This window comes from Ensifer sp. ENS09, assembly GCF_014852425.1.
GTDB lineage: Bacteria > Pseudomonadota > Alphaproteobacteria > Rhizobiales > Rhizobiaceae > Ensifer.
The window spans coordinates 341,374-363,544 of sequence record NZ_JACVBP010000003.1; the positions used below are offsets into that span (position 1 = coordinate 341,374).

Here is a 22,171-nt window from a genome sequence, read left to right on the forward strand (position 1 = left end):
GACGCATCTGAAGCGGCGATGATCCGCTGCCGTATAACGGTTTCGCGATGGGTGCTGCGAGGAGCATCGCCAAACCCGCGGGATGATGCCGGCTCTACTTGAGCAGGAAGCGGCGCTCGCCGAAATTACCCAAGGGCCCTGTCGTTCACAGGTTTCGTTCTCGGATGGTGTCTTGCTGGCGAGTTGCCGACGGACCCAAGTCCCCTCCCCTCTTGTCGAGATTAGGCGGCACTGAAGTTCATTCCAACCCAAGCCAGCACCGCAGCCAGCCTTGGTGATGCCGGCGTCCGGTCTACCGTTCTCCAGCCGTGCGGAATTTTCCGTCATCTGCGTTTCGTGGCAGGTTGAGCAAGATCCCCTGGGGATGCAGTTAAGCTTCCATCCGACTTTCGGTAGAGTGTCGCTAACCTGTCGTCGTCGAACCTAGATGGCGCGATCACATCTGTAGCCGCCGTAGCGATCAGGCCAGATTCGGCCCCGAGGGAATGTGGCCGTCTAACTTAGACATCGGGCAAAGATGGTTGGCGGTTGGCACAGAGGGTTGATCCTCGAACGCGCAGCTCCGGAGATGTCGTTTCGACAGGGAGGTAATTGTCGTCATGTCGCGCGAATGCGGGGCGAGCCTTCGCTGGCGGGAGTTTTCAAGGGCGGCCGGAACGCGGCTTGTCTGTTCTCGGGTTTGATCGACAGAAACTGCGGTGTATCGTCTGTCGTGGCTACTCGACAGACGAGCGAAAAACGGACAGGTCGGGCGTTTGCCATTCAGTTCAACAGGTACGTATGACAGAGAGCCTTTCACAATCCGAAATCCCGATACACTCGGATGAAGAGAAAGCGTGGCTTTGCGCGGCCAACAATGCCGATCTCTATCAGGCGGTGTTTCGAGCACATGGACGGCCTGATCACCGAACCGACACGTTTTGGTCCAGCGATGCGATCGCCCCTCCATACTATTCGAACATGACGACACTCGACCCGAACGGTGGTGCGGACCAGTTCGTCGAGATCGCCCGGCTGACGGATAGGTTGGGACGGCGGCCCAGTCTTAAAGACGGATTTTCGACGCTGGATCTGACCGGCAAGGGATTCCGGCTGTTGTTTACGGCGTCATGGGTTTGGGCCGAACCTTGCGGAACACCCGCTTCCTCGACCCAAGGCTGGGAACGCGTGCGCGACGCGACAGCATTGAACCGCTGGGAACGCGCCTGGAAAGAGGCCGGCAGCGCCTCCGATGCCAACGTCTTTCCAACCTCTCTGCTTTCCGAGCCCGACCTGCATATCTATGGCCGATCGACGGGGCATGGCTTTGATGCCGGCTGCATCGTGAACCGGTCCTCTCATACGGTAGGCGTCTCGAACATCTTCAGTTTGTCTGATACGCCGCCCGCGTTTCGGGATGCTGTTTTGCTCGCCGGTAACGCCTTTTCCCGAGATCTGCCACTTGTTGGATACGATCACGGCATTGCATTGGATGAGCTGTTGAAGCTTGGCTTCAAACCGGTCGGTCAGCTGCGAGTCTGGCTGCCTGAAACGGATACCTGGGAGCCTATCCCAGATCGTTCTCAGACAGCGCTGGCAAACTGCGAGTCCAACGCAACGCTTATCAAGATGGTTGAGCTCGGGAAGTCCGACCACGTCCTAGCTCGCGGCATCAGTTTTGAATGATTGGCATCGGTGACCGCGATCGGCGCCGATCGCGGGTATCGTTCTCGTCGTGCCCTCCCCTGGCGGAAAGTGTGATTGGCTACCGCCCTCGCCTATCCGACAGCTGACTGCGGAAACGTGACACTGTCCGGTCGCTACAGCATGGGCGACCGCTCCTACCGCGAACATGTCATGGCAATTCAACAAGCGAAGTTGGAAACGGATGACGAGCGGACTTCGGTGAGCCTGCAATTTCACGGGCTGACGAGATCTCAAGCGATCCGTCGCTTACCGGCTGGTGGAAACCCCCATTTGTGACGCAGCCGCCATCCAGGTATCACCCGGTGCCTTGCACCCGATGCTCGCTCACTCGAACCGGAGCACTGTCCCGTACTCTGCCAACCTGGTGACAATTGACGTCAGTGGGGCGCCATATCGAAGCGTACTGGACCGAACAGCGCTGGCCAATTGGGCTCAATTTTGCATGGTCGGAAATCCGGCATTCCCGCTCTTCGAGCGCCGCGAGTGAATTCTCCTGCACGCCTGAGATCGTTGCACGAAAAGGGACGGTGGCAAGCGACGCAGTTTCGACATGCGGCTTGGTCGACGGAAACACCGCTCTCCTGGTTCAGATTGAACACTCAGAATCTCCGGAAGGCTCGTCGGCGCAAAGGGGGCTCGACGAGCCGCGCGTTTGGCGCGTTTCAAGCGATAGTTCCGCGCATTTGCGGCGTTTGTGATGCCGACGGCTGAGCAGGGAAGCGGCCCGTGCGACCACCAGCACAAGCAACCGGTTCGAAGCGAGCGGAATCAGGAGCGCAATCGCCACTCAGGTTCGGATTTGGGTTCGCTCCAAAGTTATGCACTTGTTAACTATATGATATAAAAGCCATTATTGCAGAAGCGGAAGCTAACTACCGGAAGACTTCTGCCATCGAACCTTGAACTCTTTAGCTCCATTGGCGATCTCTATCGGCTGAGCAATGCGAGATGATCGCCAAAGGGCCGGTCGAACCCAGGCTGGGCGTTTCACGTCTAGTGGTTTTGGAAACTGAAGGCTGGAGAACCTGAGAGATCCACCCTCTTTGACGTCGGACAGTTGGCATCTGCTACATCCCTGCGTATATCTCGCCAGCGCCCTCCCCTTCTCCGACTCTCATGTCTTCCGGCCATGACCTGGCTAATCATGAGGCTGGACTGATTGCGTTCAATAGCAATGTGGGTCGCTTTCGGCAGGAGCTTCGTGAACTCCGCTTCTCCCTTAGCGTTTCGCAAGCGGTCAACCAGGCGCAGAGGACTACCCCCTTCCCCTTCGTCTGCAGCACTGTTCGACAAGTCAGTCTGGAGGTTCCAATTTCTCGGCTCAGGGTCTCCGCATCCCTCGCTCGGAAGTGGGCGACTACAACGGCTTGTCGCCAGCGCGACCAGAAGTCGGACTCCACGATCTGGTCGCACTGATCTTTCAGCGGTCGTATTCGGAATGTAACCATTGGGTTGGGCAGCGTTGGCGCGGGCTCGATCGTGTCTGCTTGCATCTCGACGTTCCTGCAAAAGAGGTCGCGACGGCGTACAAATTGGTCTGATTGATCTGTTGTTTATCTCGCGCAGGCCAACACCGGGCTTCGCGCCGAAGAACTCGGAACAAGCTGCCTACGGAGGCCACGCCGCGATACCTGTCGCGAAATGGTGTCAAAGATCGTGAAACGAAAACGACGGCCAGCAAGCCAAGCGATCGTTGGCACCCGCAGGATTGGTCGAGGTCATCGAAAGAGGCCAAATCCCGGGATGCAAGGTTTGGGTTTCGCGTCGAGGGCATTTTCGAAACAAGGTACTGGATAGATGATGGAGTGGGCCTTGCGTGCGTTGATGCAGCGAAGGCATAGCAACGGCGGGACATGAGGACCGTAGCACTCGAGGGCGATCCACCCGTAGGTGTTGGGTCACGAGGGCGAGCCGCAAGAATAGACGTCAGGATTGAACCGACGCGGCAGTGCACGAAAGCCTTGGCGACTTCGGGACCTCAAATCTTAAGCGGCGGGCGCGGGATCTGATGTGGCTATTGGCAAGGCGCGCCGATTGCCGGACCAATTTCTTTGAAGTCTCTGACGAGACTTTGGTTTTGCCGGTGCTGTCGGGATCTTGGAAGCGTTAGGGGGCTCCCCGCCCCTGCATCCCGATGGATGCTGTGGCGATCTGTGCGCGTGAACGCGACGGCACGGGCTTTTTTTCGTGATGGCGGGATTGCAGGGGCTTTGAGAGCAAGACACCTCTTCGGACCTTTAGGGTTCTGGTGCTGCCAACTTCGGAGATGCGGTAAGCAACCAAAGGTAGTATTGATGACTGAACGACCGTCGACCGACTGCGTTCGTAGACGAGGTGGGGTATGTGGCTTGGGTGGTCGTAATGCGGCGTACGAAGACCTTGTCAGCTGACAAGGCTTCTATGTTGCTTTTGTCGAATCCGGGGCTGAGGGTATCCGGGCGCAGTCGCGACAGATGATCCAATGCGAAAGGACCTTGTCAGCTGACAAGGTCCGGAACCCGTGCCGCTAAACACGAGCTTGTAAGCCGATCTCTTTCAATTGGAAGCTAGAAACCCATCTTGCGGCTTCAGGATATTCCAGAGGCGGCTCGCGATGAGCGCGGGTGCTGGCCGCTTTCCTAGGCTATCGGGCAAGGATAGCAAAGGGCGAAAGCTGGGTCTGAAGTTGAAGTCATGGATATCGGCCTGTGGCGACCTCTAATGTCAGGAAAGGCTGCCTAGGGCTGCCATTCCTAAATGAGACGTCTGCTTGGGCTAGATGAAGCAAAGGCGACCGATCACGCCGTGCCCTTCGCGAGTGTTTGAAGTTTGTCTGAAGGTGGTTGGGCGCGGGCGATCGTCTCAAATTGATCTCGCGTCGACCGGGCCGGATCCTGGTTCCAACCATTTCATGCTGGGCTACGGATGGCATCACTGTCGAAAGTCGCTTCAGGAAGCAAAAAGGAGATGTTGGATGCTTGGCGCGATTGCCTGCGAAGTTCCTAACAAAATCGCCGCCGCGGGGGTTGCTTCTCTAGCGATCCTCGCGGGTCTCCTGGTTACGGGTAATACAGGTCTGTGACGAGTCCGGTAGCGACCACGCACCTGAGACGCAATCCTCGCTGGGGACATCTTCGGTTGTTAGCCAGTTTTGTAAGCGCTCGAAGGCCCGGTGTGTGATGAAACCGGCGTTTGCTGCGCTTCGATATGTGACCCGAAATTGATCCGCCCAAGCGGACGAAATTGCGCGCGCGAGAGTGGTGCGCTCGGCCGGATTGCGGCGTCCTTGGGTCAAGAGGTCGCGGGCTCCTTCCGTCTTCGCTGGTGCCGCTTCGAACTCACCCTGTGACATTCGATAGGTCCTGCTCCAACGTTCGGCGGGGATTGGAAGTGCGCTTGCAAACAAAATTCGCGGATCCCTGTAGCGCATGGGAAAAGCCTGTATCGAGGCATTCAGCGTCTATACGCGCCATAAGGGGGGGAGGCGATAAGGTTCTTAGATTGGCGGCGCTTTGGTTAGGTTCGGGCCTTCCGTGGTGCTTGTTAGATCGCTTTGTTTCGCGGGGGGCGCCTTCAGGCGGGTCGCGTTTCGGGATCTCAGAGTGGCGGCTGATGTTTGATTGTTTGTGAGCGCCAGAGCCGTGCGCCAGCCGTCTCTTGAGCTGTTCGTCCGCGAGGGCCTCCTCCACTTCATCGTTCTGGGCAACGATTTGATGGATGGTTTGACGCGGCAAATGGTGGTGCTGCTTTGGGAAGGTTCCGCTGCCAGCCGTCATCGATTCCGTGTAAGCGTCGATACTCGGTCATTTCACGGACAACAGCCAAGGGCTCGCTGGACGCGGGCTTTTCACAGGCGCCAACATTGAGGAAATATCGCCTCTCCATGTGAAAACCCCGGGGCAATGCGGCCATCGCACGGACACGGGATAGATTTCGACAACATAGGGATCGTGCCCGGACGGTTTGCGGCGGCTCATTGCGTTCACATTGAGCGACTGCGGCGCGGGTGCGCGCCTATCGCCATTCACTCCTGGATCGACACGATGGAGTGAGGGCAGTTCCTTGATCTGAACTTCATCGGGCCAGCCGTTCTGCGCCGAAATCGGTCGGCGGATCGGGATGACGGGTTCGTCGTGCTCGCTTCTCGTGGTTGGGCAGGTCGAAAGACAGAGAAGAGGGGCCTGTCGCTCGGCCTGGCGTGAACTGGTTCTTCTTAATCTCTGATCCGCAACGCCGCCACGTCCGATTGCCGGGGTAGCTGACAACTCGCCGTTTGGCGGTGGCGCCCCTGCTGTCAACCATTCTCATAGACGGTGGCCGGCGGCTTGCCAGTCTTGCCGAAACTTGGGCCATGACGGCGATCTTGGATTTCGGTATGTCTTGGTTGCGTTCCGGGACGCAGCGCCGGTGGCAATAGGGATTTGAGCTGCCTGCCGCCGAAAATATCTGTTGGCCGGCTGAGCGCGTGAAGGTCGACTATCTGCAAGAGATAGTGGACGACGATCTCGAGAAGCAGACCTTTTGACTCGGGATAGGGGAGGAGACCGCGGGCAACAGGCTCGCGCCATAATTGGACGTGGTGATTGTAGGCCACTTGCGTCGCGGCTTGGTCGTCCGCCAATGGCAGTTCTAGGCCATCGGCGACGACGCCGCTGTGAGGCGCGATGGATTTCGGTCCAGGTGACGGAAGTAGACGGCCTGATAACTTCTTCGAAGGGTTTTCGTATAGAGAAATTAGATAGTTAGAACCTGGCGAATTTGGCGCGTATCGCGGCGATTCGAGCGAGGCGGATCGAATGTTCGTGCCTTTCCGCGGAGGGTGCATGAAGCCTGCCAAAAAGGGCGTGGGCATGGCCGGCCAATTGTCTCCAACGTGGCTCTTCGCCAGCTCAGCGCTGGGCAGCAAGTCTCTGTTGGAGAGCAGACTGAGGGTCGTTGGCCCTGCGCGACCTTCATAGGGTGCGGCCTGATCATTGGGCGGCGCTCTTCTCACGAGATCCGAATGAGACGGCCGCTCTGATACGAGTTGCCTCTTCCGTCGAGCGTGGAAGCGGAGAAATTCCCTCGGCCCTTGAGGCGGAGGTTTCGAAGACGTCGGCGCTGAGCTGCCGCGTGATTATGCCGCCCTTGGCATTGCAGCCGAATGGTAGCCCGCTTTCCTTTGGTTTTTGGCGTGAGCGGTCGCCGGCGCCCGACGACAGTTCATTATCGCGCGGTTGGATGGAAGCAGGGCTGCCGTTCACCGGCGACCCTGCGATCGCCTAGCGCTTGCGAACAAACTCGGTGCGCAGAACGAGACCTTTGATTGTCTCATGGCGGCAATCGATTTCTTCAGGGTTATCAGTCAGCCGGATAGACCTGATCACCGTTCCCTGCTTCAGCGTTTGCCCGGCACCCTTGACCTTGAGATCCTTGATCAGAACGACCGAGTCACCATCTGCAAGGACGGTGCCTGACGCATCGCGTACCTCGGCGGCTTTTGCTTTTTCGGTAGCAAGTTCGGAGGCTGGCCGCCACTCACCCGTTACATCGTCGTACACATAGTCGTCGTTCTGGTCGCTCATGGTCTGCCTTGCATGTTTCTTCGGATATTGCGGCGGTCGCGTTCGCGGCCGCTGCCATTGGGGTGCACCCCTACCTCTTCTGCGGTTCTGACGCAAATGTAACGGCTCCCCCATCGGGGCTAGACGGAGGCGGCTCGGTCGCCACATCCCTTTAGGGGGCATCAGGTAAGGTCCCGTCTCGGCTCGTCGCTCGGTTTTGCTGCGGCTTAGACAAGCGGTCGTCCGTTCCACGGCCAGTGGATTGGCAAAACACTGTCGTTTAGTGCCCCGTTCACGCCAAAAGCAAGTTCACGCTTCAGATCCTGGAAAACTCCGCCCGAGTTCGTGCAGCACAGTGAGTTCTCTAGTCGGCGAAGGCCTGTTCTCTCGCAAAGATTTCCTGATCCGTCGCTGCCTTGACGGCACTCCGCGTTCGATTTCGGCCCGCACTCTTTGCTTCGTAGAGCAGTTTGTCGGCCCGTTCATAGAGTTTCTCGAAATCTTCATCGCCGAGGGCATCCGTCACTCCCATGCTGGCGGTTACGGGCCGCTTGAGACCGGGAACGACATTTGCGACGATTGCCGGAATCGCCTGCCGCCGGCGTTCGGCCAATGTGGCGGCGCCATTGCCGCGCGTGAGTAGCACAAACTCTTCACCACCAAGACGGTATGCCCTCACGTCCGGCCCAGGCTGGAAGGCACTGGCGACAGCCTTGAGTACGGCATCACCAACGACATGTCCGTTTACGTCATTGATTGACTTGAAATGATCAACGTCAATGACCGCCAATGTTGCAAAGCCTTCAGTTCGAAGCTGTGCGAATTGTCCCTCAATAGCCCGCCGATTGAGCAAGCCCGTCAACGGGTCTGTTTCGGAAAGCCGCTCAAGCAGATCAGCTTCGATGCGTGCGCGATCTCGCTCTCGCTTCATGGTCACGAAGCGATCAGCTACGCCGAGCGTGGTGAAGAGGGCTTCGAATAGACAGCCAGTATAAAATGCGAGCGTGGCGTCGATGCTCTCGAACCAGGGGACGACGCCCGTCACAAGACGGATCAACCCGACCGCGACCATTGGCGTATATCCGACTGCCTGAAATTTTGCCGCGCGACTCCCGCGGCGCAACGCGTCGATCATCGACAGTATGAAAATGATGAGGATCGGTGCAAACGAAGCCGTGTACGCCGTCGATTGTATTGGCCGAGCAACGAACGGGAATGCCGCGTGAAACGCACTCAGGAACAATGCCGATGCCGCGCAATAGGGCAGCAGACGCCGTAGTGCAGGATGCATCAGTCCAGGTTCGATGAAGCTGTACGTGAACATCGCTCCTGATGCGACCGTCATCCCGAAGAGCAAGGTGGTCATCCAGCTCAACGTCATGGCGGGCGGGTCGAAGAAGACAACTGACAAGCTTGATGAGGTCAGAATGGTCATCAGCAACGAGAGCGTCAGAGCCGAGTGCCAGAGAATAAAAGATTCGCGCAGGATCCGATAGAACGCCCCATTGAAGATCAGAAGCATGGCGAGCATGCCCGCAAGGCCTGCAACGATCATTAGGGGTTGCATATCCTCGATGCTGTTGCCTGCGACATCCTCTGGTGCCAGATATGCTCGCTCCAGTGTCATCCGGTGGCTAGGCAAGTCGATGGCGACGACGACTTGCCGCGTCGCATCGGTCACGCCAGGCAGGGGAGCCTTGAAATACCCGCCGGCCATTGAGCTGGGCAACGCTGCTGCGGAAACGGAGGCTTGCCGCACCGCGCCGTCCTGGTCGATTGCAAGCAGATGCACCGCCTCGAGAGCGCTCCGCCTCGAGAGAAAGTATCGAGGTAGGTGATCACCCGGTCTAAGATCGAAGCGAAGCAGCACTCGCTCGGAATCAATCGAGAATTTCCGGTCATCACAGAACCACCGCTCCGCTGCCAAAGCTATGGTAATGACGTTCTCCGAGATGCGGCCGGATGCCCAGCAGGAATTGCGAATGTTGCTGGAATCAGCAGCGTGGGTCGATCCAACGCCCAGGTGCGTCAGCATCAACAAAAGCAGAAATACTGCCAACACAAGACTTCGAAACCCACCCCCACGCATGAGGCTTTGGTATAACCAGACGCTTTCGATACCATTAAGCTTCGCAAAAAGAGTGTCTGTTATCGGCTCGGCGAGGCGCGTTGAAATGCGCCGATCCAGCAATAGCGCCTGAACGCGAACGGCGACCCTTGAATTCTGGCGTGCGGCCGCGCTTCGTTATGGGCTGCAGCCGCACACGACAGAGGTTTGAGATGGCTCTTGAGGATTTGCGCCAATCGCGGCGCTAAGGTCGGACGCCGCTTTCGATGGCGGCCGGTGCCTCTACTGGGTTCTCGGATGCCACGTGCTCCTCGGCAACGCTCAAATCCAGTTTCCCCCAGATCGATAGTTTTTCGCCGTTGGGTTTCAGCTTTCGGGAATGCTTGATCTCAACGATAAACGGTTTTGTCTGCTGACGCATTTTTCCTCCAGGCGACGAATCGCAACGCAACTCTTTCGCAACGCATTGGTCTCGCTAGCGAACCTTGCCCGAAGGTCGTGCGAGAAACGTGCGAGTATTCGTTGTGGCTGTGGCAGTGTGCTGCAGCGCGCTGCTTCTATTCGAGTAGGGGCGTGAGTGCGCGCATCGCCACTGTCAAATCCCCTTCCCCTCAGCCGCGGCTTCATGGGCGGGCGCGATGAGGCAGGTCTGATTGTAGAACGGCTGCGCCTCGCTCTTGTTCCCGCAACGGGCTTTAGAAACTTTCATCGCCTGGCTGAGACCACCCGCTTTGACACATCAGAGTGGGGATCACGGATCCACGCCGATGGGAACGCTTCGAAACAACTGGCGACGGAGCGATTGTGCTGTGAGCGAGAGACCCATCGTCCGGCGTCGGCCTTACCCGTCGCCAGATAGCAGAAATCGAAGCTGGCGGCGACCCGTTTACGAGCCTCGTCGATGACGTTTTCAACCGCGCCGCAGAATCTTTGCGCGAGGCCCGTCATGATCTCGACCTCGAGACACTTCGCCGTGTCGTCGAACTGCTCGCCAGGGCTCGCCGCATCGACGTCTACGGTTATGGCGGCTCCGGCTTCCTCGCTGGCGAAACGCAACACTGCCTTGCCTCGCTCGGTGTCGCAAGCGTTGCCTATTCCGACCCGACGTTGCAGATGGTTTCGGCACCCCGCCTGACGGCAGAAGATGTGCTCTTCGTCCTCTCCTTCTCCGGCCGCACGAGCTACCTTATTTCGAACATGGAGATTGCGAAGAAGGCTGGCGCACGTATAGTCTCCATCTCTGCCGGCGGCTCCGTCGTCGCCTCCCTTGCCGATGAAAACATCAATCTCAACGCCTAACGCGCCTCAACCCATCCCCTCATCGTGCCGACCGGCCGCGCTCCGATGTATGTGATGCTGGACGTGCTCTTTGCCCTGCTTGCGCGTAAATGCGAGGAAGGCGCTTGATAAACCGGACCGAGGAAAATTGACATGGAAGCGACTTTTTCTCCAGTGCTGACCGTTTGTGGGATCGACGAATTGCCGGGCCAAAGCAGTCGGAACGTGACCCACGTCCTGTCGATTGTCGATCCTGAACTCCCGGAACTGGAGGCCTTCGGCGCTTACGGCGAGCATCATCGCACGACCTTGCGCTTCCACGACATCATTGCTGCAGCACCGGACCGGGTGATGCCTCACCCGGACCATGTCGAGGCGATCCTGCGCTTTGGTGCCGACTTCCTCGCACGCGAGAACAAGCAGGCGTCGAGCCATGTTCTGGTGCATTGCCATATGGGCGTGTCGCGCTCGACCGCCGCGATGCTGATTTTGATGGCGCAGGCAAACCCAGATGCGTCAGGCGAGAGCCTCTTTGCCCGTCTTGCGGCCATCCGTCCGCAGGCTTGGCCGAACTCTCAGATGATCGGCTTTGCCGATGAAAAGCTCGGCCGCGGAAGCGAACTCACCACCGCGCTTCGCCGCCACTACGGTCGCCAGATCAAGAGCCGACCGGAGTTTGCCGAATGGATGACCTCGCTCGGCCGCGAGGCGGAGTTGAAGATGGCCATGCTTGGCTGACGTCGACGGCGGGCTAGTAGGCCTTTCGCAGGATCTTGCGTGCCCACTCGATGATCCGAGTATTCACCATGTGCTCGTCATATTTGAAGGCGGGCCCGGACCTCCGCGGCCTCAGATCCACCGAGGGCGTTCAGGGTTTAGGGCGATCTCTTTCTCCGAGGGAATGCGGCGTTCATGATCGGCGCGACGGAAGGGTGAAAGCAGGTTGATCTGTCGAAGCCGTGGCGGCTTGCTTTCTGTGACGCCAGTTTGAGGGCTTTGCGATCCTGATACTCGGCAATGGTCGTCGGGGTGCCAAAAGACAACTTCCTTCCGCTTCGGCCGCTAGATGGACCAACACGTCTGGAAACGGATCACCGTCCATGCTGGTGGTGAGGTCTCTTCCTCCCGTCAAAAGGCCGAGCACGCGTTCGTGACGCGCAATCGTGCGCCTCAAGCAGCGCGCCCGCATCCTCGATCATCGCTGGCATGTGAAGTCGTTCACGCTGAAGTTTGCGCTCCTCGTTCCGAGCCACGCAGCAAGTTCTGAATGAATCGTGTGTACTCGCATTTGGAACAAAGATGCCGAGCGCGCCGGCACGGCACGCCGCGACAGCGTCGTCCTTGCGCAGTTCCGGCACGGCGTTGATGCGTCGACCAAATGTGGAACGCAACGGACGGGGGCAGTCGGTCCCGCTTCTCCTTCGGACCACTATGTTGAAGCTCCTGCGGCGGCCCTTTTCCCGCCTTTTGCGCGACGCGAATTCCCGCTTTCCCGCTGACGCGGCGCTGTGCTGAAAGCTCCGATACGCTTCGTTTTTGGTTGACCGATCGAGCCATCGGTCGAGGGGGCCGAGGGGCTTTGCCCCTTCTCTCCCCCAAACAGTCTTTCGCCCACCTTCCTTCGCTTGCGCTTTCGTGCAGGCGGTTCCCCGCAAAGACTGTTTTCCCCCTCCGTCCCCACCGCTCGCGCGGCCCCGGGAAGCAGGACGCGGCCTGCTTCGCGGTCCGACGGAAAAGGAGAAATGACAATGAGCATCTACGCCAAAACTGCCCGCTTCGACACAGGTCGTGCCCTCACCGTTGACGAGATGCGTGCCATCGCACCCTCGATATTTGCAACCTCGGCGCATGAAAGCCGCTCCGAGCGCTTCAAGCCGATCCCAACAATTGAGATCCTCCGCGCTCTCATAAAGGAGGGCTTCATGCCGGTCGGAGCGCGCCAGTCTGTTAGCCGGACGGAAGGAAAGGCGAACTTTACAAAGCACCTCATCCGGCTTCGCCGTCTCGATGATGGCAACGTCTATCACGTCGGAGATACCGTTTGCGAAATCCTCCTGAAGAACGCCAATGACGGAACAAGTGCGTACGAGTTGCTCGCAGGCCTTTTCCGCGTGTGCTGCCTCAACTCGCTAGTTGCGCAAACGGGAACAATCGACGCGATCAAGGTCCGACATTCCGGTGATGTCCAAGGCAAGGTGATCGAGGGTACCTATCGCGTACTGGGGGAGGCGGAACGCACTCTCGCGGCGCCGCAGGACTGGTCAGGCTTGAAAATGGGGCGTGAGGAGAGGGAGGTCTTGGCCGAAGCTGCACATCTCGTCCGATTTGGCGACGCCGCAGGCGTGGCGGCGAACCCGATCAAATCAGAGCAATTGCTGGTGCCTCGCCGTATCGAGGACCGGGCCGAAGATCTGTGGACCGTGTGGAATGTCGTGCAGGAGAACAGCATCAAAGGCGGTTTGCGCGGTGTAAGGCGTGACGAATTCGGCAGAGCGCGCCGATCGACATCGCGCCCGATCAACGGCATCGATCAGGACATCAAACTCAACAAGGCTCTTTGGCTCATTGGGGAGAGGATGGCCGCGTTGCTGCACCGCTGACCTTCGATCCGCTGACAATCCTCGCGTTCGGTAACCCAACTGGACGCGAGGCCATCCCGTGTCTTGAGGGGCGCCCCAAAGCCCCGCCCCTCAAACTCCCCTGCCCACCCGGAAACCTATCAGCAGTGAGGCCGCCCGTATTGAACTGGAGAGTTTTGACTGGTCTGTCGAAGGCGGTCGGCACGGGAGCTTCGGATTGGTGCCGCGCTTTGGCATCCGTCAGGCAACTGAAGGGCGCTTGCTGTGGAGTTGATCGCCGGGATCGAGGGCCTCCGATGGACCCTGTTCTGTCGAGATCATTGCAGGCGGCTCGTCGGATAGGCGCACGTCCAGTTTACCCCAGATCGACGCCTTCTGCGTCTTGTCCCGCGGTTTTCTGGACTGCTTGATTTCGACGATGAACGGTCTTGTCTGCTGACGCATATCTCCTCCGGGCCACGAACCGCTATCGAACGATCTCGTGTGGAGGCATTCGCAGCTCTGCCTTGATCGAGGATGGAGATAGCAATGGCGAACGTCGGTTCCGACGGCATTGCTGGAACTGGAGAGCCGCTGAACGTTCTGGACCACTGTTGGACCTGCTTCGTCACTATTGCCGCGTTTCTTTCCCGTTACGGTCCTCCCTCCGCGGCCTCGATGAGGCGTGTCTGACCGGAAAACGGCTGGCGCCTCGATCGTTCTTCCGCAACGGCAAGCGCACTTTTCTTGCCCCTGGCGGCTCGGGCCGCCATTCCGTGCCAGCCAACAAAAGTGTGCCTTGCCGTCCTCCATTTCATTGCGGCCCAATGGGTGCGGTCCGATCGTCCCCGGTCCTTTCGACAGCCATCGAGGCCGCGAAGGGCGCGGCCCGAAACAACAGAAAGGAAATTCGACATGGCAACCATTGGCTCTTTCTCCTCCTCCGAAAACGGCTTTACCGGCTCGATCCGCACCCTGGCGCTCAACGTCAAGGCCCGCATCGCCCGGATTGAATCTCCCTCCGACAAAGGCCCGCACTTCCGCATCTACGCGGGTAACGTCGAGTTCGGAGCGGCTTGGCAGAAGACCTCCGAGCAGACCGGTCGCGACTACCTCTCGGTCAAGCTCGACGATCCAAGCTTCCCCGCTCCAATCTACGCGACGCTTGCGGAAGTCGAAGGTGAAGATGGCTACCAGCTGATCTGGTCGCGCTCCATCCGGGACTAACAAGCAGCAGGCCCCGCCGTCAGGCGGGGCCCCTCTTTCAACGCCGGGCGCCGACAATGGCCATCGAACAGGACATTAAGCAACGCCGGCCGAAATCAGGAATGCGTGCTGCTTCCTGGCATCGTTGGTGAATCCTACAATTTCGCGGTCGAAATACGGCCGCTATGATCCAGAATTCCGATCTGAAGCGCAGTATGAAATGACCGGCAGACGAAATCTTCTTCCCCTATTCGACCACCGCAGATTGTCTTCGTGCTTGAGAACGCTGCGGGCGGTGAACCACCGTGAGGACGTCCACCCCGCACTTGGCGAACTTTGCGCGCAATACAATGTGGCGCACATGACATTTCTGGTGGTCCGTGCCGGAGGCGGCTCGAGTGCCTACCCCTATTACGCCACGACCTATCCAGACGCATGGGCGGCGAGATATGTTGATAACGGCTATTTCGACATAGACCCGGTGATCGACGTCATGCGGTGGGGCTTTCTTCCGTTAGATTGGTCGTCCCTTGACCGGCGTTCGGGTCGGGCCCGCCGATTGTTTAAGGAGGCGCGGTCGTATGGGATCGGCTCACAAGGGCTGACGGTTCCAGTTCGAGGCTCGAATGGCGAACGTAGTCTATTCACAGTGACTTCCAGGCTCCCTAGGCGAGAATGGACGCGACTACGCGATTCAAGCATCCACGAAATGCAAATTCTATCTCACTATCTCCACGAGACAGTGTTTGAGGTTGTCGGCTATCGCAAGTTCGACCGCATTCGAAAGCTATCCGGGCGCGAGAGCCAGTGTCTGCGGCTACTCGCGATGGGTCGGATCTCCAAACAGATAGCTGCGGATCTCGGAATCTCCGAGAATTCCGTCAAATTGTATCTTCGCTCCGCGAGGCTGAAACTTGGCGCTGTGACCAGCTATCATGCTGTTGCCCGGGCAAGCTTCCTCGAATTGATCAGGTTCTGAACGATCCAACCTGCCCAATCCCGCAACTTTCGCCAATCTGGCCTACCGATTTCGGTAGATTGGCTATCCCCCCGTCCGGGTTCACAAATGCACCAGAACTTACCTGCGGTTGCGGTGCTTGCCGACTGAGGTCGACTTGCACCGAGCGCTGTAACGGGAGATGGTCATGGTGGATCGGACAACGATTAATCAGTGGCGGAGTGCGCCGAGGCTCACGGCGTTTGCAGGCTTCTTTGAAAGAACCGCACGCGGTGAGTCCGGAGCTCCGGACCTTGCTCAGCCAAAAATTGACATGAGCCTCCTCGACTTTGACCTGGAGGCTGCGGTCTTTACAGATACGCACCGGCGTCTTTGGGGGCACTTCGATAGCCACTACTTCGCCAGCATTCCCTATCGCCTTGAGGAGGAAGCGCGCCTGGGAGCGGCGATCCTCGCCTTTGCCTTGCGGGCCTGGAGCCGGAGCGCTTCGCCGGCGACAATATATACGCTCGGGACAGGGACCGGATGCCTTGCGCGCGCACTTGCAACGCTCGGCAATGGGCGGATCGAAGCTCTCTGCTGCAGCCCGACTGCCGCCAATCGGGTGTCATTCGTTGCAAAGCGGGGAAGCGAACATGCGCACTTCTTCCATGGTCCATTCTTTGATCTTACCGACGACAGATACCTGTCGGATCCAGAACTTTTTGCCTTTCAGGCCGGATTCGACGTGCTCTTGGAGGACACAACTTTCCAGATGTACGACCGTGACCGGATAAGGCAGTTGGACTTCGTCGTTCCCCGCATTCGCCCGGGCGGCGTCCTCGTGCAGGTCCAGAAGCTCGCGCATGAGGACCCTGACACCTACGAGGAACGAGAACGCCAAAAGGACGAGCTCTTCAAAACGCGCTACTTCTCGGCTGGCGACATCTCCAAGAAGAAGGATGAAGTTCTCAATACGATGACGGGTCTTCAGGTTGATCTGGCCACGACGGCAGCTGCTCTCGGGACCTTTTTTCGCTATTCGGTGGTAACGTGGAACAGCGGGAATTTCTACACGATCGTGTCGTCCAATTCGCGAACCGCCACGTTGGAGCTGGTTTCGTTGATGCTGAAGCCGGCGATCCCGCCGGGCTACTGTTACGAGCGTTTGCCGGTCATACTCGTCGATACCGAAGCTGAACCATTGGCGCCTGAGCTCAGCTGGCGCAGCGCGAACACCATGGCGTCACTCGCGCCGAGGCGACAGGCCTCCTGAAATGACCGCTTCTCTTGCCGACGGAAAACTTTGCAGCGCTGGCGACGTGCGTCATGCCATGTCCGATCTCATGCCGCATATGGGCCCATGCTGGGAACGTCCGCTGGAGGATTACGCGGCGACAGTCTTCGACGCCGTCAAGGTTCAGGCAGCGTGTCGGGTACGCCTACATGCCATGGAACTGTTGTGTCGATGCGTCGAGCGGGCGGCGCGCAGATCCGGTTTCGCTGACGAAGAAGCCCGAAGGGCTAGCCACCAGTTGGCGTCCGCGCCGGTTCTTCAGACGGGTCCGCACTGCTTTTTGCTGCCCGAGCCCGTCGCGCTCTACACGCATTTGTTCAGCCTGATGGGTCTCGAAGCGCACGGGCTTGAGTGGTACATCACCTATCATGCCTCGACTGTCAGTTTCGCGGAAAAGGCGAAGAAAGGCCCCGGCTGGCTCTGGCTTGAGGGTGAGGCGCTCAATGTCTTCGGATTGCCGCGAAGCCGGATGGATTCATTCAGCGTCTGCGGTTTGAGCGGACCATACCGTTTTGCGCTGACGAACGCTCAAGGCCAATTGGCGCCGAACGCCGCCGCCGCTCACCTCCTCTGCGAGCTTCCTTCAGGTGAATTTGCTTCTGCTGCCGACGCGATCGGGGGCGCCAATCAGATGCTGTGGCGCCGCAGGCTGTCTTCTTCCGTCAAGCTGCTTCAGCTTGACGATCTCGATATAGCAGACCTGGTTGCAGATCACCTCGAAGACCCCGCATCGTGGCTGTCGGCAGGCTTCATCCGAAATCGTGCGGTTGCCGAGAGCGTCTTGGACACGATCGATCAATTGAACACGGGCCCCTGGAAGGGATGGGTCCGCCGAACAACAGATTTCTTTTGGGGTACTGACAAAGGCAGAATTGTTCCCCTTCGTCTCCGCGACAACGTGCTGCGAACGAAAAACCAAGCGGACTTCGAAGTCCAGTTCCGACCGGAAAGTCTCGTGGCGGCGCTTCGACAACGCGTGCTGGCGCCAAATCTCTTCTTGGTGTTTCTGGTGACTTCCATCATGCCGGGCGTGCGCGTTCTCGGTGGATGTCGCCAGGTCATTTACTACCCACTCATGCGTTACCTCGCTGCCAAAGCGTTTGCGCGATCGGGCGAGTTGGAAGTTTGGGAAGAGATGCGTCGCGACCGTCTGCCGGGGCTTTGGGGACACCGCGTCTTGAAACCGGATGGCACTGACCCATTCGGCGGGATCGGACTTTTGGATGGTGCGGCGGCGCTCCTTTCGCGATACCGGAAGATGCCCTTAGTCCAGGCGGCCGGTGATCTCGAGAGTTTCACGCGCGACCCGCTCTGGGCAGACCTGTCAGCGAATACAGCGCGAGGAACCATCAACTCGGCATCCACCGAATGGCAGTGGTCGGGTCAATAAGCGCAGAGCGATGCGACAGCCTAGCCGCCGAGGCAGGTTCATTCCTCAGAGAGACACATGCATGAGCAGGTCAGGACGAACCGGTGATTTTAGGGAGGCCAATGTGCCTGACAACGGATTGGTCGTCAGACGATTGTACCCCAAGGACGTGGATGTGTTTCGGCGGATGCGCCTGGAGGCGCTTTCGCACGAACCATTTTCCTATGCGAGCGTGTTTGCGGACTGGGCTTCACTCTCCGATCGTCAATGGCGTCAACATCTAAACCAGCCGGTGTTTGTCGCGTTTCAGGATGGGCAATCGGTGGGCATGATGGGGCTGAGGTTTGAGAATGCGCGGAAAATGGCCCACCGCGCGAAGCTTGTCAGCGTCTATGTTCGAAAGTGCGAGCGCGGTAGCGGGGTTGCGGCAAATCTCTTGCGAGAGGTGGCAGATCACGCGCAGGCGCACGGAATTCTTCAGCTCGAGCTTGCCGTGAACGCGGAGAATTCGCAGGCAATCCGCTTCTATGAGCGCCAGGGTTTCATGGCGGTTGGCCGCATTCCCGACGGCTTTATCGGCCATGGCAGCAAGCACGATGAGTTGATTATGGTTCTTCGGTTGGCGCCGCCGTTTGGTCCCGGCGAGATTTTTCTCCGAACCGTACCGGAATCACAGAAACAGACCTTCCCTTCGTCCGTTCGGTAGCTTCTCCTAAAGTTGCCCGCGTCCATCGAGCCATATGGATGCGATCCTCGCCTCGCCTCAAAAGGCGGGGCTTCTTTTTGACCGCAAACAACGTCGCAAAAGATCGGCTGAAGTGAGGGATCGTGCAAGATCAGAAGGTCGCTCCGACCGCGTCATGATGCTTAAAAGGAAAAACCGACGTGCGAGACAGATCCGCACGTTGGATGCATTGCTTATGAATTCTCGGGTTCCCATGTTTCAAACGACCGCATTTGTTTCCGAACTGATCAGAGCTGCGAATGAGGTCGAGAAGCTAACGCCCTCCGAAGTAAGTCGGCTCCTCGATCGATCGGTCGCTACGATCCGCGATATGCGCGAGCAAGCCGGCGTTGCAGGCAACCGGCGCAAAAACGATGTGGTGATCAATTTGGGTATCGCATCTGCCCGCGTCAGAGATTTATCCATCGAGGACATCAAGGATACCCTGATCGACGCAGCGGACGCCATTCGGGCGCTGCGCATCATCCTCGTTGAAAGGGAATGAGCCGGGGGTGAGTTAGTCTACCGCACGTCGCAGGGAGGTGACAGGGTGGTATATTATTGGTCTGGCGCGCGAGGGCGTCGAATGAAGTTGGCGCGTTTCCAGTGCTGCGGTTAAGCTCGCGGCGCTCCTGGTCGGCGTTGCGGTACAAGTCGGGGATAGGGCACTCAAAAAAGGCCTCCTCTTGCATGAGCAAGAAGAGACCCGGCGTCTGAGCGTCCGACTTCAAAGACCGCACATAGATGACGGAGCCTGTGAAATTCATAGTCCCCTCACGCGATTGTGCGCGTCAGAGATCAGCATGCGATCAAGAGCGGTTGCTCAAGCCAAAGTTAGCAGCGCCATCTGTGCTGGTTAAGCAGCGGTAACCGGCTTGGGTGGACAAGGAAGCTGAGTTTCGATGGCTACTTCTTTAATCGAATCCCTGCTCCGTCGCCGTGGTCGGGGATAAACTCTACGCCGGCGGATTCCAGAGCAATTCGGATTAACTTCAGGTTCGCTGGCGTAATTGTTGGTGGCCCATCTTCCGCCTCAGCTCGTCGGATTGTGGAGAGCCCCACGCTTGCTGCATTTGCCAGCTCCTCAGCGGTCCAACGCACAAGCGCTCTTGCAGCGCGAATCTGAGCTCCCGTTATTACACTCATAAATTTCAATTTCTCGGTTGAACTTTTTTGGTTCATGTGGCACTTAAAGGTTCATGCGGCTGTGCTCGGTGCTTGGAACACCACGCACAGCCTGACCAAACCCAAGCTGTCAGGAGCTCGGATCATGGCTGATTCCGACAATAGCAGAACTTTGCCTACCGTCACCCGTGGAGATCTACATTCCCTGGTTGCGGCCTGCTTACCCACACCTCAGGCTCATTCCGCCCCTGAAAATCCGTTGTTTGAAGCGGGCAACCAGGATGAGGCGCTGGCGGCCTGGCATCTTTGGCGTGCCACGTGGGACCGTATGAGCGAATCGACGGCGCAACTGCAACACCTCGAAACCTCCCTCTTTTCGGCTGACCCGTCATCCTCGCGCGACCAAGACGGATCACGAGCTTACAATGAGGCTCTTGAAGTTGAGGACCGCGCAGCGCTGGCGGAGGAACTGGCCGCCCAAGCCTTGTGGCTGACGCCGGCGCCGTCGATCGCTGGTGTTGCGGCCAAACTCGACGCGATTGTGACGCGTAACCAGCCTTCCCTCACCTGTTCCGACGAACCCTGGCCGCAAATCCGTACCGTGCTGGCTGATTTGCTCAAAATTGACACGGCAGCTGACCCCTCGCCACGCCTCAGCGGCTGAAGGTGTTCGCCGCATCGTAAGCGGCTCGCTCGCAGCCCGCCGCCGGCACTTAAGCAATCTCAAAATGACCCCGCGCCGGAGCCCTTCGGCGCGAGCCTCTGACTCTGCCAAAAACAAAGGGAATTGCACATGAAACTGGGAAGACCTTTTCGCAAGCGCCTGTTGCCGGCGTTTCTCCTGTCCGTCTCGCTAGGGGCGCCGTTGGTCTCTGTGCCCGCCGGGGCGCAGGAAGCGGGCGAACTGCGCATCGCCACCTCCTACAAGCTGATGACGCTCGATCCGCATTACGCCAATCTCAACGAGAACACCTCACTGCTCTCGCATATCTATGAGCGACTGGTGTATCAGGACGAGGGTCTCGAGCTAAAGCCCGGCCTTGCCAGTTCGTGGCGCGCACTTTCCTCCACGCATTGGGAGTTCAAGCTCCGCGACGGCGTGCGCTTCCATGATGGCGCGGTCTTTGACGCCGATGACGTTGTCTATTCGATCGAGCGCATCCGGGATTTCCTGAAGCCTCCAAGCGGTGGCTTTCGTTCGTCTGTCAGCGGCATCAAGGCGGTTTCTGCACCCGATCCGCTGACGGTGGTCATCGAGACCAATGTTGCGGCGCCGACCCTGCCGCTCACCTTCTCCTCGATCTTCATAATGAACAAGCCGGCGGACGGTTTTGAGACCACCGAAGCGCTCAATTCCGGCGCCGCGCCCAATGGCACCGGACCTTACAAGTTTGCGAGCTGGAGTTCCGGCGAGAACCTGAGGCTTGTTCGCAACGACGCCTACTGGGGCGGCAAGCCTGCTTGGCTGAAGGTTACGTTCCGAGTGATCGAGAGCCCGGCCGCCCGGGTGGCGGGCTTAAGCACCGGTGAGGTCGATGTCGCCGACGCCATTCCCGCCCGCGATGTCGACGGTCTGAAGCAGCGCGGCGCGTGGATTGCCAGCGTCGGTGCCGCCCGCATCAATTTCCTCCAGTTCGATGTGGCTCGCGACACCCTTCCCGGTGTGACCGACAAGGCGGGCGCGCCGATCGCCAACCCGTTCAAGAACCCGCAGGTGCGGCGTGCGCTGGCGCTTGCCACCGACCGCGGCATTCTCGCCGACAAGATCCTTGCCGGTTATGGCACCGCGGCGTCACAGGTGTTTCCGACTGGCCTGCCGGGCACGTCGGCCAAGCTGTTGCCTGAGGCTCCGGATTATGCGCAGGCCAAGGCGTTGCTGGCTAAGGCCGGATATCCTGATGGCTTCAACCTGGTGCTTGCCGGACCGGCCGGGCGTTATCCGGGCGACGCCGAGAGCCTGCAGGCGATTGCCCAGAGCTGGGCCCGCATCGGGATTGCCGCCCAGCCGGCAACAGCGCCGTTCTCGGTGTTCAACACCAAGCGCGCTGCCGGCGACTACGCCGTCTGGTATGGCGGCACCTCCGGTGAGGCTGTCGACATCATCCTTCGCGCCTTGCTCGCTTCACCGAGCAAGGAGCGCGGAACCGGCGCGTTGAACTTCGGCAAGTATCAGAACGCCGCCTTCGACGAGATGCTGGACAAGGCCGAGAGCATTGCCGTCGGGCCTGAGCGCAATGCGGCATTGGCTTCGGCAACGGAGCTGGTGATGGCCGACCAGCCGATCATCCCGCTTTACCACTTCCACCACATCGTCGGTTACGGACCGCGCATCGGCTCCTACGTCATGCATCCGCGCGGCTGGACGACGGCGATGCAGACGCAGGCTGCGACGGAGTAAGCG

18 protein-coding genes are annotated in these 22,171 nt (G+C 58.9%); 13 read left to right on the forward strand and 5 right to left on the reverse strand.

Going from position 1 to position 22,171, the window contains the following annotated elements:
* Positions 1-780: 780 nt before the first annotated feature.
* Together IB267_RS16615 and IB267_RS16620 are read left to right on the forward strand one after the other, a co-directional pair.
* On the forward strand, positions 781-1,665 hold the full coding sequence (locus IB267_RS16615) for a hypothetical protein (protein WP_246810677.1): 885 nt from the start codon (positions 781-783) through the stop codon (positions 1,663-1,665).
* Between the two features lie 75 nt (positions 1,666-1,740).
* Positions 1,741-1,962 carry a hypothetical protein gene (locus IB267_RS16620; protein WP_192448597.1) on the forward strand — a complete coding sequence of 74 codons (222 nt, stop codon included), beginning with the start codon at positions 1,741-1,743 and terminating at the stop codon, positions 1,960-1,962.
* Between the two features lie 3,997 nt (positions 1,963-5,959).
* On the opposite strand, the gene IB267_RS33135 is transcribed toward IB267_RS16620, so the two are convergent.
* The 4 genes from IB267_RS33135 to IB267_RS16640 all read right to left on the reverse strand — a co-directional run bounded on the left by IB267_RS33135 (position 5,960) and on the right by IB267_RS16640 (position 9,697).
* Positions 5,960-6,286: a hypothetical protein gene (locus tag IB267_RS33135; protein WP_210335894.1), complete on the reverse strand. Its 327-nt coding sequence runs from the start codon at positions 6,284-6,286 to the stop codon at positions 5,960-5,962.
* Positions 6,287-6,926: 640 nt separating this feature from the next.
* Positions 6,927-7,229 (reverse strand): alkylphosphonate utilization protein, encoded by a 303-nt coding sequence (locus IB267_RS16630; RefSeq protein WP_192448599.1) that lies wholly within the window; start codon positions 7,227-7,229, stop codon positions 6,927-6,929.
* A gap of 343 nt (positions 7,230-7,572) precedes the next feature.
* Positions 7,573-9,270, reverse strand: a complete 1,698-nt coding sequence (locus IB267_RS16635) for a diguanylate cyclase (RefSeq protein ID WP_371742586.1) — start codon at positions 9,268-9,270, stop codon at positions 7,573-7,575.
* A gap of 250 nt (positions 9,271-9,520) precedes the next feature.
* Positions 9,521-9,697, reverse strand: a complete 177-nt coding sequence (locus IB267_RS16640; protein WP_192448600.1) for a hypothetical protein — start codon at positions 9,695-9,697, stop codon at positions 9,521-9,523.
* 509 nt (positions 9,698-10,206) lie between these two features.
* On the opposite strand from IB267_RS16640, the gene IB267_RS16645 reads away from it, so the two are divergent.
* From IB267_RS16645 to IB267_RS16655, 3 genes are all read left to right on the forward strand, one after another.
* Positions 10,207-10,575 (forward strand): SIS domain-containing protein, encoded by a 369-nt coding sequence (locus IB267_RS16645; protein WP_192448601.1) that lies wholly within the window; start codon positions 10,207-10,209, stop codon positions 10,573-10,575.
* Between the two features lie 132 nt (positions 10,576-10,707).
* Positions 10,708-11,292 carry a tyrosine phosphatase family protein gene (locus tag IB267_RS16650; protein WP_192448602.1) on the forward strand — a complete coding sequence of 195 codons (585 nt, stop codon included), beginning with the start codon at positions 10,708-10,710 and terminating at the stop codon, positions 11,290-11,292.
* A 1,010-nt stretch (positions 11,293-12,302) separates the two neighbouring features.
* Positions 12,303-13,154 carry a DUF932 domain-containing protein gene (locus IB267_RS16655; protein ID WP_192448603.1) on the forward strand — a complete coding sequence of 284 codons (852 nt, stop codon included), beginning with the start codon at positions 12,303-12,305 and terminating at the stop codon, positions 13,152-13,154.
* Between the two features lie 219 nt (positions 13,155-13,373).
* Here the strand turns inward: IB267_RS16655 and IB267_RS16660 are convergent, their stop codons facing one another.
* Complete coding sequence (locus IB267_RS16660; protein WP_192449316.1) at positions 13,374-13,577, reverse strand: hypothetical protein; 204 nt, start codon at positions 13,575-13,577, stop codon at positions 13,374-13,376.
* Between the two features lie 450 nt (positions 13,578-14,027).
* Between IB267_RS16660 and IB267_RS16665 the strand changes: the two genes are divergently transcribed.
* The 8 genes from IB267_RS16665 (at position 14,028) to IB267_RS16700 (ending at position 22,168) form a co-directional block, all read left to right on the forward strand.
* The gene (locus IB267_RS16665; RefSeq protein WP_192448604.1) at positions 14,028-14,339 is read left to right on the forward strand and encodes a DUF736 domain-containing protein; all 312 of its coding nucleotides are present in this window, start codon (positions 14,028-14,030) and stop codon (positions 14,337-14,339) included.
* Between the two features lie 199 nt (positions 14,340-14,538).
* Positions 14,539-15,297, forward strand: coding sequence for a LuxR family transcriptional regulator (locus IB267_RS16670; protein WP_192448605.1), 759 nt, complete (start codon positions 14,539-14,541; stop codon positions 15,295-15,297).
* 166 nt (positions 15,298-15,463) lie between these two features.
* Complete coding sequence (locus IB267_RS16675; protein WP_192448606.1) at positions 15,464-16,531, forward strand: class I SAM-dependent methyltransferase; 1,068 nt, start codon at positions 15,464-15,466, stop codon at positions 16,529-16,531.
* A gap of 1 nt (position 16,532) precedes the next feature.
* A complete protein-coding gene (locus IB267_RS16680) occupies positions 16,533-17,942 on the forward strand; it encodes a hypothetical protein (RefSeq protein WP_246810679.1) in 1,410 nt (469 codons plus the stop codon).
* A gap of 61 nt (positions 17,943-18,003) precedes the next feature.
* On the forward strand, positions 18,004-18,627 hold the full coding sequence (locus tag IB267_RS16685) for a GNAT family N-acetyltransferase (protein WP_192448607.1): 624 nt from the start codon (positions 18,004-18,006) through the stop codon (positions 18,625-18,627).
* Positions 18,628-18,859: 232 nt separating this feature from the next.
* A complete protein-coding gene (locus IB267_RS33925) occupies positions 18,860-19,150 on the forward strand; it encodes a hypothetical protein (protein ID WP_192449245.1) in 291 nt (96 codons plus the stop codon).
* Positions 19,151-19,915: 765 nt separating this feature from the next.
* Positions 19,916-20,434 (forward strand): hypothetical protein, encoded by a 519-nt coding sequence (locus tag IB267_RS16695; protein WP_192448608.1) that lies wholly within the window; start codon positions 19,916-19,918, stop codon positions 20,432-20,434.
* Between the two features lie 129 nt (positions 20,435-20,563).
* Positions 20,564-22,168 (forward strand): ABC transporter substrate-binding protein, encoded by a 1,605-nt coding sequence (locus IB267_RS16700; protein ID WP_192448609.1) that lies wholly within the window; start codon positions 20,564-20,566, stop codon positions 22,166-22,168.
* Positions 22,169-22,171: the final 3 nt, after the last annotated feature.